We start from the raw sequence: 12,557 nt of genomic DNA, 5'->3' as shown, positions 1-12,557 counted from the left end.
TTCGTAGCATAATCATTTTTGTCCCCGGGGGATTGGCCCGCGTTAAAGAGGCCCGGGCCCGTTTAGCTACCCGATGGATATGCCATTTATGTTCCCCGGGCGTGCATGACATTCAATAGAGAAATCCGGAAATGGTCAAAGGCGCCTTTGCTTTTTCGGACTCACAAAAAGAAAGAGGAGGACTTCTTCATGAGTTCATACGCAGAAACGATTGATCAACCTAAATCAAAAGGAGGCACTCCTGCGCTGATTGCTTTAGCCATTAGTGCCTTCGGAATTGGAACGACGGAATTTGTGCCTGTAGGTTTATTATCATCCATCGCCGGTGATTTATCGATATCCATTACGCTGGCGGGGCTTTTGATTTCCGGCTATGCCCTCGGGGTAGCTGTCGGTGCGCCTGTATTAACGGCTCTTACGAGTAAAATGAGCCGTAAATCGCTTTTATTGTCGTTGATGGTGTTGTTTATTATCGGGAACTCGGTAGCTGGCCTGTCGACAAGTTTCGGCCTGCTTCTCGTCGCGCGCTTCATTACCGCTTTCTCTCATGGCATCTTTTTTTCCATCGGTTCCACGATAGCCGCAGATCTTGTACCTGAACATAAACGGGCCAGTGCCATCGCCTTTATGTTTACAGGATTGACGGTTGCTACGGTCACGGGCGTTCCGCTGGGGACGTTCATTGGACAGGCTTTCGGCTGGAGAGCCACCTTCTGGGGAGTTGCTCTGCTTGGTGTGGTCGGTATGATCGCCAGTTCCATTTTAGTTCCAAGTAACTTGAAAGAAGCGGCGCCTGCTAAATTCAGTGAACAATTGAAAATCCTGAAAAATGGAAAACTCATGCTGGCTTTCCTGATTACAGCCCTTGGATATGGAGGGACCTTTGTCGCCTTCACTTATCTGACTCCTTTACTTGAAGATGTAACAGGATTCAGTTCCAAGTGGGTCAGCATCATCCTGCTGGTGTATGGGGTGGCTGTAGCAATCGGTAACGTTGTAGGTGGGAAAGCTTCTAACAAAAACCCGCTCCGGGCGTTATTCTGGATGTTTGTGTTTCAAGCCGTCATCCTGTTTGGGTTGACGTTTGCTGCTCCTTTCAAGGTTGCGGGGCTTATCGCTATCTTCCTAATGGGGCTGTTTGCCTTTATGAACGTTCCCGGTCTTCAAGTGCTCGTCGTTAACCTGGCTGAAAAATACGTCCCATCCGCAGTCAATGTCGCATCTGCTTTGAACATTGCCGCCTTTAATGTCGGAATTGCCATCGGTTCTTTTGTCGGCGGAATCATCGTAGACGGTATCGGTCTTATTCATACCCCTTGGATTGGTGCCATCATGGTTGTCGGGGCTGTATTGTTAACAGGTTTATTGAGAAAAGTAGAACAGTAACAATGTTTGGGTTCTCTTTCTTTCGGTAATGAGTTTCGAGCAGATGAAAACAACAAACAATGAAGAGGAGGAAAATATCATGAAAACCAATATGAAAACATTGAATAACGGTTTGGAAATGCCGGAAATCGGCTATGGAGTCTTCCGCGTCGACGAAGGGGAAGCTCTTGAGGAAGCTGTTGTTACAGCCATTAAGGAAGGCTACCGAAGCATCGATACTGCTGCCATTTATGGGAATGAACGCAGTGTAGGAAATGGAATTAAGAAAGCCGTAGACGAGGGGATTGTAAAACGCGGGGATCTTTTCGTGACTTCCAAAGTGTGGAATGACGGCCTCGATTATGAAGGGACCATCAATGCCTACGAAGAAAGTTTAGAGAAACTGGGTCTGGACTATCTGGACCTTTACTTGATTCACTGGCCGGGGAATAAGAAATATGAACAGCCGTGGAAAGCTATGGAATCCCTTTATAAAGAAGGGCGCGTAAAATCGATTGGCGTTAGTAACTTCCAAGTCCACCATTTGGATGATCTGTTGTCCTATGCTGAGGTCAAGCCTGTTATCAACCAGGTGGAGTTTCATCCTAAACTGACCCAGCAGGAGGTTCGTGAATACGGGGAAAAACACGACATTCAAGTCGAGGCATGGTCTCCATTAATGAATGCGGATCTATTGGATCACCCGGTTATCCAGCAGCTGGCGCAGCGTCATGATCAATCACCGGCTCAGATTATTCTGCGCTGGGATATCCAGCATGATGTCGTAACCATACCGAAATCCATGACGCCTTCCCGAATAAAAGATAATATCAACATCTACAATTTTGAATTAACGGATGAAGAGATGAAAGAACTGGACGCACTCAATGAGAATGCCCGCAGCGGCCCGCATCCGGATGAATTCGATTTTTAATGAAACAGTGAAAGGACAGGGGAATCCCTGTCCTTTTGCTGTTTTTACAATTGTTTATTGTACTTTGGATCTGATGATTTCCTTCCCGCTCCATCGATATAGTAGGTTTCCTTTAACCGGTGGGCGTCCTCAGACTGAGTTTCCCGCTTCATGCGTTTCCTTCTTTTTCGATCGAAATAGATCGACACAGCAATAACGACAGCCAGAATACCGAGCAGCAGCCACAGCATAATCATCCTCCTCGGGTTTTATGACTTATATTCTCCTATTCCCGGTTTTTAGATGGTCTAGTGCTGTCTGACAGGAAACAGGGCATCCGGCCCATTATTTGTAAAAAAACGCAGGGGAATGTCATCATTTTGATATAGGAGCTATATCGATTGGACGGAATGTCTTTGCTTTTGGTAGGCAGCCGCTATTTCTGCTCCTAAGGCCGCATTGGATTTGATTAACGCGATGTTCGCCTGTACACTTTTTCCTTGTGTCGCCTTGTGGATATAATCAAGCAGGAAGGGGGTAACGTCCTTCTGCGTAATATTTCGCTTACCGGCTTCATGTAAAGCTTCCTCGATCATTTGGTTCATATAGGATTCTTCCAGTGCGCTGTGTTCAGGAATAGGATTGGCAATGACCAGGCCACCGTCAAGGCCGAGCGACCATTTGGTGTCGATGACAGCTGCGATTTCATCCGGATGATTGACTTGATAGTTGGAGGAAAAGGCGCTCGATCTTGTGAAAAAGGCAGGAAGCAGATTTGTTTGATAGCTGAGTACAGGAACTCCTTTTGTCTCCAGGTATTCCAGTGTCAGGCCGAGATCGAGAATGGATTTCGCGCCGGCACATATGACAGCGACGTTTGTTTGAGCCAGTTCCTCAAGGTCCGCTGAAATATCCATCGTGGACTCGGCGCCGCGGTGGACACCGCCGATGCCGCCTGTTACAAACACCGAGATACCAGCAAGACCGGCGCAGAACATCGTCCCTGCCACGGTCGTTGCACCTGTTTTTCCTAAAGCAGCCAGGTACGCAATATCTTTGCGCGACGCTTTGATCACTTCTTTTTCAGAGGCAAGTCTCTTTAATTCTTCTTTTGTGAGTCCCACTTTGATTTTTCCATCCATAATGGCGGTTGTGGCCGGTACAGCGCCATGCTCCCGTATGATGGAAGCCACGTCCTCCGCCGTTTGTAAATTATGAGGAAACGGCATGCCGTGTGAGATGATGGTCGATTCAAGAGCGACTACGGGGAGGTTTTCTGCCAGAGCGTAAGCCACTTCTTCGGAGATGTCTACATAAGGGTTCATACAAATTCCTCCACATCCTGGGTCAGCAGGGACGGGGTCAAATCCTGCCGGACCGTGTAGGGGGACTGAATGCATTTTACTGCATTCATCATCCCCGTTTTTATAATTTCCTGAAGTTCCATGCCTTCCATCCATCCGTATAAAACACCGGCACAGAAAGCATCTCCCGCACCAGTCACATCGCTGACATCCCCTGTTGAAAAAGAAGGGAAGTGATGGATACCTCCTTCCTTCTCCCCAACGACGACGCCGTCCTTTCCGGAGGTAATGGTCACTTTGTCGATGCCCATCTCCAGCCATAAACCTGCGGCGAGGTACCATTTTTCTTTGGAGTCAATAGACATATCGAATTGAGCTTCGGTTTCTTCAATATTGGTCATCAGCCACGTAAGTCCGTGCAGATCTTTGGGCAGGCGCTTCATCTTAGGGGCAGAGACGGTAACGAACGCAAGGGGGACCGAGAAACTGCGGCTCATCCTAAGCAGGAGTTCCAACGTCTCTTTTGGACAGTTGAGGTCAGCAACCATACATTCCGACTGCCTCATCTTTATTTCACTTTTCATAACAAGGGGAGGAACAATCGCCTCGAAAACCTCCATATCCGCGAGCGCAGTAAGCAATTCCCCCTGAGGATTCATCAATGCTGTGTATGTACCTGTGGTGGCGTGAGGGAGATGAAGAGTACCTTCCAGATTCATAAAGGGACGGGAGGCTTTTTCGATCATGTCCCAGTCAGCGTCCATGCCGGCTGCTGTAATAAGCGAAGGGTGAAAGCCCAGCCTTCCAAGGTTTTCGGCGATGTTTCTCGCTACACCTCCAGCACTGGAACGGGAATAGACAGGGTTGGATGTGTACATTTGAAGCGGTTCATGGGTGTGGAGTTTCCGGTCGACATTGGCGCCTCCGATGCAGAGGATCTGTCTGGATTTGTTCAACACATAGGCACGACCGAGAAGGACATTTTTCTGAACGAGACCGGAAATAATATTGGCTACTGTGGAACGGGAGAGTTGAAGAGCTTCTGAGAGGGTCTGCTGGGATATATAAGGGTTTTTGACAATCTGCTGGTACACCTGACGCTCACGTGTGGTCAACTTTTCCATTAATCATAATTCCCCCTTCATAAACAAATGTTTGAATAGTCAAACATTTGTTTGCTCTATTATAAGAACGCTTTCATGGAAAAGTCAATAAAAATCGAAGAGAATGGTGACAGGAAATCGTTTGTCCCGTTATAGTAGAAGAGATTACTCAGAGGAGGAATGGGATGCTTGTAAAACAAATTCATCATGCTGCAATAATTTGTTCAGATTATGAAATTTCGAAACATTTCTATGTACATATTCTCGGTTTACCGGTAATAGCTGAAAACTATCGGGAGGAAAAGGCATCTTATAAACTCGATCTTCAAGCAGGTGAAAATCAAATCGAATTGTTTTCTTTTCCATCCCCACCAGAACGGCCGGATGATCCGGAAGCAAGAGGTCTCAGACATCTCGCTTTTGCCGTAGAGGACGTGGAACGCTCCAAACAAGAGCTGGAGGAAAAAGGGGTGGTTGTAGAAGAGTTGAGGATTGATCCGTATACCGGAAGAAGATTTACTTTTTTCAAGGACCCTGATCAGCTGCCCCTGGAACTGTATGAAACAGGCGAAGAAGGAGCGGAGAGGTAACGCTTTGGAAACCTCTGTTGTTTTATCATTTATCGGGATTTCCCTTTTGTTGACACTGAGTCCGGGACCGGACATCCTTTTTGTGCTGGCTCAAAGTATTGTCCAGCAGGCCAAGGCGGGGATTGTTACGGCCCTTGGGCTGTGCACTGGGCTGGTGATCCACGTGTCAGCAGCTGCCCTTGGAGTATCAGCGGTCATCTATCAATCAGCGGCGGCGTTTGAAATCGTGAAATATGCAGGGGCCGCTTACCTGCTTTTTCTCGCTTTTCAATCCTTCCGGGGTGGAGCACCAGCGAATGGAGCAGCGCAGGGGAATTCGGAAAAATACCAAAAGCTTTACAGGAAAGGGATCCTTATGAACCTTCTCAATCCGAAGGTATCGTTATTCTTCCTTGCCCTTCTTCCACCTTTCGCCGATCCGTCCCGCGGGAGTGTTTCTCTACAGATGCTTTTACTCGGATTGATTTTTATCACCCAGGCTTTTCTTGTATTCTTCCTGGTCTCCGTGTTAGCAGAAAAAATTCAACAGCACGTGCTTCACCGGATTTCGACAGGAAAGCTCCAAAAAGCCCAGGGCCTCATCTTCAGTTTCATCGCCATGCAGATTATGATCAGTGGAAAATAATCCCTCTTTATGGAGGGGGTTTTTTGGCTGTAAAAAAAGCCTGTGCTAACCAGTTAGAGTTGTCCATTTGTCGTGTGAAGGGTCACTTTCCGCTTATTGGTGAATGAATGCCGCGGGCACGCCCTCCGCTGACTTGGTCAGGAAGGCCGCCTGCCCAAGTGGAGCGTTCGGTTCTGTTCCCGCAGGCATCACCACCGAACGCTCCTCGTGCCGGGTTAGAATAAATAGGAGAGTAAACAGGTTCGCAGATTCAAAAGAACGCTATGGGCTGCGCTGATGACGGCTGCCTGCCGGAATATAGCAAAGACTGTCCTCCATCCAGCAAGGGGCTTTCGCTCCTGGCGGTAAGAAAAAAAGCTTGTAAAGAAACAGGGGTTTCTCTACAAGGTGAAATCCCCCTCATTAAGGAGGGGGATTTCTATTTATGAGGATATCTGCTTGATTGGTGCGCCTGATTCAGCAGCGGCCTTCCTGATGTGAGCGGCGATCGTATCCCATGCCTCTGTGGCTGCTTCTGTGGGACCAAGATGCGTGAACAGGTGGTAACAGTCTTCAAATAGGCGGTGATGGACAGGGACACCTGCTTTTTTCAGCTTTTTCGCGTATCTCTCCGCTTCAGGCTTGAAGGCATCATATTCCGCTGTGATCATGACAGTTTCGGCTGCACCGCTGACATTCTCTGCGTAAACAGGCGATGCGTAGGGATGGACGTCCTGTCCTTGTTCAGGGACATAGCAGAGGTTCAGAAAATGGGCGAACTGAGGGTATTTGGAACGCCATTTATCTGGTTCTGGTTTTTCAGAAAACGGGGTAGCAAAATCAAGCATGGCACACGATAAAACCTGGAGGAGGGGCTGAGGCTCCTCTTGATCCTTCAAGTATAAACACAAAGCAGCAGCGATGTTGGCACCTGAGCTCTGCCCTCCGACCATCCACTTGTCAGGGTCGATGTTCAGACCTTCGGGATTGCTTTTCACCCAGGCCAATACTTCATAGAGCTGGATGATTGGAGCAGGGAAGGGATGTTCCGGCGCTTTGCCGTATTCTACATTGATGACCACACAACCTGTCCTGTTAGCCAGGTACCGGCAGTACGGGTCATCCATTTCTTTGTTATACATAATGAAGGCCCCGCCGTGGAGGTTTATATAAACCGGTGGTTTATTATAGGTAGAGTGAAGCGGTTCGTAATAGGTGACCGCTACTGGAGCAATCGAAGTGTCGACTAAAACATCGACCCGCTTCTTTACTTTCTGTTTTTGAATGGTAGACGTGCGTGCTGCTTTATTAGGAAGCATACGCAGGAGACGAGCAATCCACTGGATAAACATAAAAGACCTCTCTTTTTTTAGGGTAGTGTTCCCTTAGATATCCTACATTAATCAAACCGGCTGAGGTGAATACACCTTTGGAAAAAGGGGAAAACGAAGCCCGAGAAGCACCAGCTGATAAGGATTTGATTATTATGTATATGGAAAAGGAGAAAAGAAGGTGAATCGATGGTCTTCAATGCAGTTATATGGCTGTTCATCCATTTAGCTGTCAGCGGCATCACAGCTATGGCACCTGCTTCCTTTATCCGGTTCCTGCATCCATTATTAAGGACGAAGAGCTGGGAAGGTCGTGGGCGTATTTACCGGTCTTTCGGAATTCATAGATGGAAAACAATGCTTCCAGAAGCGAGGAAATGGGTGAACAAAGGTAGAGGAAAGACAGCGGCATCGATTAGAAACGTGTATGCATATAGTGAGCTGGAAGAGCAGCTTACCAGATCGGAACTCTCACACTGGATGCAGATTTTCCCTGCGCCCTTGTTTTTTCTATTTAATCCAGCATGGGCAGGGTGGATCATGATTATGTATGCATTGTTGTTTAATCTGCCCTTCATCATGATTCAGCGCTACAACCGGGCAAGAGTCAGCCGTCTTTCGGACAGGTTGCTCCATGCATTTCCGCAAAAGTAGAAAAGAGTCAGAGTGGAGCACTCTGACCGGCGTTTCATTTTAGTATTTAACATAAGCAGCTCCAACAATAATAAGGAGAATAAACAAAACAACAATCAGCGCAAAGCCTGCTCCGTATCCGTAGCTCATGATCTCACCCCCTGTTCATAATTAGTTTATGCGGGGGTTTTTGTTTGGGAAAGGCATCCATCATGCATTACGGTGAATTCCACGTTTTGCGGGGTGGATGATTTTTTTGCTTCAGACACATCCAAAACTTGTTTTTATCCGTATTCTATATAAAACGTGAAGGATTTGATAAAAACAGATATACTAGTATCATTATGGATTTAAAGGAGATTTCTGAATGGCCCAACCGACAGACTTGGATTTGTATGAACGAATCAGGCAGAAAGATAAAGAGGCCCTTGAAGTTCTTTACGACCGATATGAAAAATTGCTGTACTCCTTTGCCTTTCGCATGATGAAGGATTCGCAGGCAGCAGAGGAAGTCATGCAGGATGTATTTATGAAGTTGTGGAGAGGAAAAGGGGCCGGTCAGTATGTCAGCGGGCGGGGAAAGTTCTCCAGCTGGCTTTTGACGATTACCAGGAATGCTTCCATTGATTTAATAAGAAAGAAAAAAGTTCAGGAAGTAGAATGGGATCAGCGTGATTCTGTTCAAGAAGACCTGCCGGGCGTTGAGCAGGAAATTGAAGATAAAGAGGAGCGGGATCAGCTTCGAAGAGCTGTTCATACGCTCCCGGACGAACAACAGAGAATGATTTGTCTCTTTTATTTTCAAGGGATGTCTCAAAGAGAGATTGCGGAAAAATGTGATATTCCCCTCGGTACCGTCAAAGGACGTGTCCGGCTGGCGCTGAAGAAATTGAGAGAGCACCTTGAGAAAGAAGGGGGGATCGTTTATGAACGATAAACCATGTGACCACATCCTGGATTATATAAATGATCAATTATCAGATATCGAGCGAAAACAGTTTGAAAAACACTTATCCGAATGCCCCCGGTGCCAGGAAGAACTGAAGGAATTGGAAGACTTGATGGGGGATCTGCCGTCATATATGGAGCAGACGGAACCACCTTCAGGTATGAAGCAGAGGGTATTGGACGAAGTCTTCTCAAATGAGGAGGAAGACAACACACCTGTCCGTACGAAGAGACCTGTGAAGTGGAAAGCCTGGTCAGGTGTACTGGCTGCAGGACTGCTTCTTTCCATTGGTATGAACGTGTATACTGGACTGGAAGTATCCGATCTGGCCTCAGAAAATGAACAGTTGGAATCGAGCCTTACGGAAATCCAAACAGCTCTTTCCGAACTGGAGGACAGCGAATCCGGTACAGCTTCACCGCTTCAGCAGACAGAACTGGCTTCTGCTGAAGGGACCAATGCTGCTGGAACAGCTACGTTATTAAACCGGGAAACCAAACAGGAGCTTCTCGTACAAACGCAGAACCTGGAAAACCTGGAACCAGGCGAAGTGTATCAAGTATGGCTGATTGAAGGAGAGACACCGGAACCGGCTGGTGCTTTTACAACGAATGATACCGGCAGTGGTGGAGTAGCGTTTACGATAAATGAAGAAAAATCGTGGGATGCTGTTGCCATTACGAAGGAACCACAGACGGGCAACCAAACGCCGCAGGGAGATATTATTCTTCAAGCCGGACTTTAATAGAAGAGAGCTTTCCGTGGATAAGCGGAAAGCTCTTTTTGTTTTCGTTATGTTTCGCTGTCGACCAGTCTTCTGATTTCATTGAGGATCTGCTGTTGATCTTCAATCCGATTCACAAGTTCCCCTTCTCTTACAAGCCACTGCCCCCGCTCAAGCTCAAGCTCCTGAATCTGTTCCTGAAGAAGGGTGATCTCTCCTTGAAGGGTTTCCAATTCCTGACGCAGCTCTTCTAACTCCTTTTCCGAGCATGTGTCATCATAATACCAGTCATGAATGACCAGAGCAGTTTCAGGCTCAACTCTGTACGAATATTCCGGGTCGTTATTTCCGATGACCCATACGGAAAATCCGAGAAAATAGGAAAGATCCTCCAGCGTTTCCTTGTAGGCAGTCCAGCCATTCGCTTGAACAGCTGGAGATTTAACAGGAGAAACAGCCTCGTTCCAAGGAAACTTCAGTCCATATTCAAGAGCTGGAATGTTAAATCCGCCAAAATAAATCTCTTTTCCGGTGACTTCATGGAATCGCTGGATTTCCTGCAGGACGTTCTGCTTCCTGTTGTAAACCTCTGTGGATGTCATGGAAGCTTTGATTTGTTCGACAGTTGGAACTGCCTGATTGTTCAGTTCAAACCAGGCATCAATAGATATGAAATCGACAAGCTTCCAATAAGAGCGGTTGATTTTTGCTGTAAAATCCTGCTGTGTCTGAGGACTCCAGGATGCAGTATACCACCAGTTCGTACGCAATACGACGATACCTTCAAACTGCCGCCTCGTTTCTGTGATCATCGCCTCCCAGTCGGATTCCATGGATTCAAAGTTGACGAGGTTGGAGGCAATATTCAATCCCCAGACTTGATAGGGGATGGCGATGGTGGTAATTAAAGGATTGAGCACCGTCGTCTGCCACAACATAAACCATCGTTTTTTATCTGCGGGGTTCCATTCGGTTTCCCCGTACTGTCCTCCTTGGATGAATGGGAACGGCTCCAGCATCACTTGAATCCCTTTACTGGTCAAAACCTCAATCAATTCGACCGCTTTTTGTTTTTGAGCTTCATTGATTGTCATGGTTAATGATGTACGGCTGGGAATGTCCACCCGGATCGGTACATTCACAGTGTTTAAGTTCAGGCGGAGGATATCATTCAAAATCAGCTCCGGATTAAAATTATCCAGCACCCACAAGTTTCCCGATTTAATTTTCCCAGGCTGCACAGGGTTGTTTATATTATCCATAGTTATCGTAACCTCCAGGTTATGATCTTGTCTTAGGAATAGTGTATGCGCGTGCCCCTGCTCCGGCAGGGTGACAGGCCAGATGAAATGAAATAAGTAGATAGAAAACATACCAGGTCCCCTGACATAGAGCGCTTGATAGACGTTATTCCTGGTGGGGGTGACTAGTTTCCAAAAAAAATCATAGAAATAGTGATCCACATATCATCTCCTCTCGTTAGCTGTATGAAACCAATTCAAAGAGGAGTGGATGAATCAATGACACACAGAGTAAATTGGAAGAAGACTTTTGCAGCGCTTCCGCTATCAGCAGCTCTATTAATACCTACAGCGAGCCCGGCCTTTGCCGACCATCATGGCGACCATGAACAAATGGACAAAGTAACGGTAACTACCCCGGCCGCCGATCTTCGTGCGACTCTGGATCATTATCTTTCTGAACATGCCTACCTGGCTGTCGTAACGATGCAGAAAGGATTGGAAGGCGGTGAAGACTTTGAACAGGCAGCCGCTGCCCTGCAGGCGAATACGAAGGACCTATCCGGTGCTGTCGGATCTGTCTACGGGGAAGAAGCTGGCAGCCAGTTTGAAGACCTATGGTCCGAACACATTGGTTATTTCGTTGACTACGTAAAAGCAACAGCGGAAGATGATGAAGAGGGACGTCAGGCCGCCCTTGATAATCTTGACGACTACCGACAGGATTTCTCATCCTTTATGGAATCAGCAACAGGAGAGAGATTAGAAGCCTCTGCCTTGGCTGAAGGGCTTCAAATGCACGTAGATCAACTAGTTGGAGCTTTTGACAGCTACGAGGAAGGCGATTTTGACGAAGCTTACGAAAATCTCCGTATGAGCATCGAGCATATGTACGGTGTTGGTAAAGGATTATCAACAGCCATTACAGACCAGTTCCCGGAGAAGTTTGAAAATACAACGCCGGCCACACCAGCCGCTGATCTCCGTGCTGACTTGAACCATCTTCTCTCTGAACACGCAGCTCTTGCCGTTTTCGCTATGCAGAAAGGTGGCGACGGAGCGGAGGACTTTGAAGAAGCTGCCGAAGCTCTAAGTCATAACACAGAAGATTTATCAGCAGCTATTTCCTCTGTCTACGGGGAAGAAGCGGGTGCACAGTTTGAAGACATGTGGTCCGAGCACATCGGCTACTTTGTTGATTATGTAAAAGCAACAGGAAATGATGATGAGCAGGCGAAAGAAGAAGCATTGAAAGCTCTTGATGGGTACAGACAGGAATTCTCCAAATTCCTTGATACAGCAACAGAAGGTAAATTGATGGCTGAAAATACAGCAGAAGGTCTGCAGATGCACGTGCAGCAGTTGACTGGAGCTTTTGATAACTATGTGAATGGTGACTACGAAATGGCCTATGAGCAGGTACGTGAAGCATACGGCCACATGTACGGCGTAGGAAAAGGATTATCCGGAGCCATTGTGGAGCAGAATCCTGACATGTTTGCCAGCGACATGCCATCTGAAATGCCGAAAACCGGCTTGGGCGGTACGAGTGATGATGGCGGGCTGAATGCCTGGATGATCGCTTTCGCTTCCATGGGTATGGCTGTTCTTGCTGCCTTCATCGGTTTCCGCCGTAAGCAGGATCAAGCGTAAAAAGAACAGATTCCAATGCGGGGTGTTCTCATCCCGACATTGTTTTCCATAAAGGTATTAAAAAAGAGTGGTGTCTTATCTGGACACCACTCTTTTTTATGGATGTATTTAGAATTTTTTGACAACCGAGTCGTTTTCTTTTCTTCT

14 protein-coding genes are annotated in these 12,557 nt (G+C 47.1%); 8 read left to right on the top strand and 6 right to left on the bottom strand.

What is annotated here, in order from left to right; genetic code table 11:
* Positions 1 to 189 precede the first annotated feature (189 nt).
* Together ACXAD6_RS10850 and ACXAD6_RS10845 are read left to right on the top strand one after the other, a co-directional pair.
* The gene (locus ACXAD6_RS10850; RefSeq protein WP_474968885.1) at positions 190 to 1,386 is read left to right on the top strand and encodes an MFS transporter; all 1,197 of its coding nucleotides are present in this window, start codon (positions 190 to 192) and stop codon (positions 1,384 to 1,386) included.
* 79 nt (positions 1,387 to 1,465) lie between these two features.
* On the top strand, positions 1,466 to 2,299 hold the full coding sequence (locus ACXAD6_RS10845; protein WP_474968884.1) for an aldo/keto reductase: 834 nt from the start codon (positions 1,466 to 1,468) through the stop codon (positions 2,297 to 2,299).
* Positions 2,300 to 2,343: 44 nt separating this feature from the next.
* On the opposite strand, the gene ACXAD6_RS10840 is transcribed toward ACXAD6_RS10845, so the two are convergent.
* The 3 genes from ACXAD6_RS10840 to ACXAD6_RS10830 all read right to left on the bottom strand — a co-directional run bounded on the left by ACXAD6_RS10840 (position 2,344) and on the right by ACXAD6_RS10830 (position 4,706).
* On the bottom strand, positions 2,344 to 2,529 hold the full coding sequence (locus ACXAD6_RS10840; RefSeq protein ID WP_474968883.1) for a hypothetical protein: 186 nt from the start codon (positions 2,527 to 2,529) through the stop codon (positions 2,344 to 2,346).
* Positions 2,530 to 2,670: 141 nt separating this feature from the next.
* Positions 2,671 to 3,603, bottom strand: a complete 933-nt coding sequence (locus ACXAD6_RS10835) for a pseudouridine-5'-phosphate glycosidase (protein WP_474968882.1) — start codon at positions 3,601 to 3,603, stop codon at positions 2,671 to 2,673.
* Entirely contained in the window at positions 3,600 to 4,706 is a 1,107-nt protein-coding gene (locus tag ACXAD6_RS10830) for a carbohydrate kinase (protein WP_474968881.1), read from the bottom strand. The genes ACXAD6_RS10835 and ACXAD6_RS10830 overlap by 4 nt, the downstream gene beginning before the upstream one ends.
* Positions 4,707 to 4,870: 164 nt before the next feature.
* Here ACXAD6_RS10830 and gloA2 point away from each other — a divergent pair, with 164 nt between their 5' ends.
* Together gloA2 and ACXAD6_RS10820 are read left to right on the top strand one after the other, a co-directional pair.
* The gene (gene gloA2 / locus ACXAD6_RS10825) at positions 4,871 to 5,275 is read left to right on the top strand and encodes an SMU1112c/YaeR family gloxylase I-like metalloprotein (protein WP_474968880.1); all 405 of its coding nucleotides are present in this window, start codon (positions 4,871 to 4,873) and stop codon (positions 5,273 to 5,275) included.
* Positions 5,276 to 5,279: 4 nt separating this feature from the next.
* A complete protein-coding gene (locus ACXAD6_RS10820) occupies positions 5,280 to 5,900 on the top strand; it encodes a LysE family translocator (protein ID WP_474970412.1) in 621 nt (206 codons plus the stop codon).
* A 422-nt stretch (positions 5,901 to 6,322) separates the two neighbouring features.
* Here the strand turns inward: ACXAD6_RS10820 and ACXAD6_RS10815 are convergent, their stop codons facing one another.
* A complete protein-coding gene (locus ACXAD6_RS10815; RefSeq protein WP_474968879.1) occupies positions 6,323 to 7,231 on the bottom strand; it encodes an alpha/beta hydrolase in 909 nt (302 codons plus the stop codon).
* Between the two features lie 168 nt (positions 7,232 to 7,399).
* On the opposite strand from ACXAD6_RS10815, the gene ACXAD6_RS10810 reads away from it, so the two are divergent.
* A complete protein-coding gene (locus tag ACXAD6_RS10810; protein WP_160836011.1) occupies positions 7,400 to 7,864 on the top strand; it encodes a glycosyl-4,4'-diaponeurosporenoate acyltransferase CrtO family protein in 465 nt (154 codons plus the stop codon).
* 39 nt (positions 7,865 to 7,903) lie between these two features.
* Here the strand turns inward: ACXAD6_RS10810 and ACXAD6_RS10805 are convergent, their stop codons facing one another.
* Positions 7,904 to 7,993 carry a YjcZ family sporulation protein gene (locus ACXAD6_RS10805; protein WP_035531392.1) on the bottom strand — a complete coding sequence of 30 codons (90 nt, stop codon included), beginning with the start codon at positions 7,991 to 7,993 and terminating at the stop codon, positions 7,904 to 7,906.
* 217 nt (positions 7,994 to 8,210) lie between these two features.
* Between ACXAD6_RS10805 and ACXAD6_RS10800 the strand changes: the two genes are divergently transcribed.
* Both ACXAD6_RS10800 and ACXAD6_RS10795 read left to right on the top strand, forming a co-directional pair.
* Positions 8,211 to 8,780: an RNA polymerase sigma factor gene (locus tag ACXAD6_RS10800; protein ID WP_474968878.1), complete on the top strand. Its 570-nt coding sequence runs from the start codon at positions 8,211 to 8,213 to the stop codon at positions 8,778 to 8,780.
* Complete coding sequence (locus ACXAD6_RS10795) at positions 8,770 to 9,537, top strand: anti-sigma factor (RefSeq protein ID WP_160836492.1); 768 nt, start codon at positions 8,770 to 8,772, stop codon at positions 9,535 to 9,537. Before ACXAD6_RS10800 ends, ACXAD6_RS10795 begins: the two co-directional genes overlap by 11 nt.
* 47 nt (positions 9,538 to 9,584) lie before the next feature.
* Here the strand turns inward: ACXAD6_RS10795 and ACXAD6_RS10790 are convergent, their stop codons facing one another.
* Positions 9,585 to 10,889, bottom strand: coding sequence for a glycoside hydrolase family 113 (locus ACXAD6_RS10790; protein WP_474968877.1), 1,305 nt, complete (start codon positions 10,887 to 10,889; stop codon positions 9,585 to 9,587).
* Positions 10,890 to 11,036: 147 nt separating this feature from the next.
* Here ACXAD6_RS10790 and ACXAD6_RS10785 point away from each other — a divergent pair, with 147 nt between their 5' ends.
* Positions 11,037 to 12,410, top strand: coding sequence for a copper amine oxidase (locus ACXAD6_RS10785; RefSeq protein ID WP_474968876.1), 1,374 nt, complete (start codon positions 11,037 to 11,039; stop codon positions 12,408 to 12,410).
* Positions 12,411 to 12,557: the final 147 nt, after the last annotated feature.

Source organism: Halobacillus sp. ABH2_015 (assembly GCF_056158945.1).
Note: the sequence above shows the minus strand (reverse complement) of the source record. Positions and strands in the feature narration are given on the sequence as shown.

Coding starts and splice junctions, on each gene's coding strand:
- ACXAD6_RS10805 (WP_035531392.1), bottom strand. CDS start 7,993: ATGAGCTACGGATACGGAGCAGGCTTTGCGCTGATTGTTGTTTTGTTT.
- ACXAD6_RS10785 (WP_474968876.1), top strand. CDS start 11,037: ATGACACACAGAGTAAATTGGAAGAAGACTTTTGCAGCGCTTCCGCTA.
- ACXAD6_RS10850 (WP_474968885.1), top strand. CDS start 190: ATGAGTTCATACGCAGAAACGATTGATCAACCTAAATCAAAAGGAGGC.
- ACXAD6_RS10790 (WP_474968877.1), bottom strand. CDS start 10,889: ATGTTTTCTATCTACTTATTTCATTTCATCTGGCCTGTCACCCTGCCG.
- ACXAD6_RS10800 (WP_474968878.1), top strand. CDS start 8,211: ATGGCCCAACCGACAGACTTGGATTTGTATGAACGAATCAGGCAGAAA.
- ACXAD6_RS10810 (WP_160836011.1), top strand. CDS start 7,400: ATGGTCTTCAATGCAGTTATATGGCTGTTCATCCATTTAGCTGTCAGC.
- ACXAD6_RS10840 (WP_474968883.1), bottom strand. CDS start 2,529: ATGCTGTGGCTGCTGCTCGGTATTCTGGCTGTCGTTATTGCTGTGTCG.
- ACXAD6_RS10845 (WP_474968884.1), top strand. CDS start 1,466: ATGAAAACCAATATGAAAACATTGAATAACGGTTTGGAAATGCCGGAA.
- ACXAD6_RS10830 (WP_474968881.1), bottom strand. CDS start 4,706: ATGGAAAAGTTGACCACACGTGAGCGTCAGGTGTACCAGCAGATTGTC.
- ACXAD6_RS10815 (WP_474968879.1), bottom strand. CDS start 7,231: ATGTTTATCCAGTGGATTGCTCGTCTCCTGCGTATGCTTCCTAATAAA.
- gloA2 (WP_474968880.1), top strand. CDS start 4,871: ATGCTTGTAAAACAAATTCATCATGCTGCAATAATTTGTTCAGATTAT.
- ACXAD6_RS10835 (WP_474968882.1), bottom strand. CDS start 3,603: ATGAACCCTTATGTAGACATCTCCGAAGAAGTGGCTTACGCTCTGGCA.
- ACXAD6_RS10795 (WP_160836492.1), top strand. CDS start 8,770: ATGAACGATAAACCATGTGACCACATCCTGGATTATATAAATGATCAA.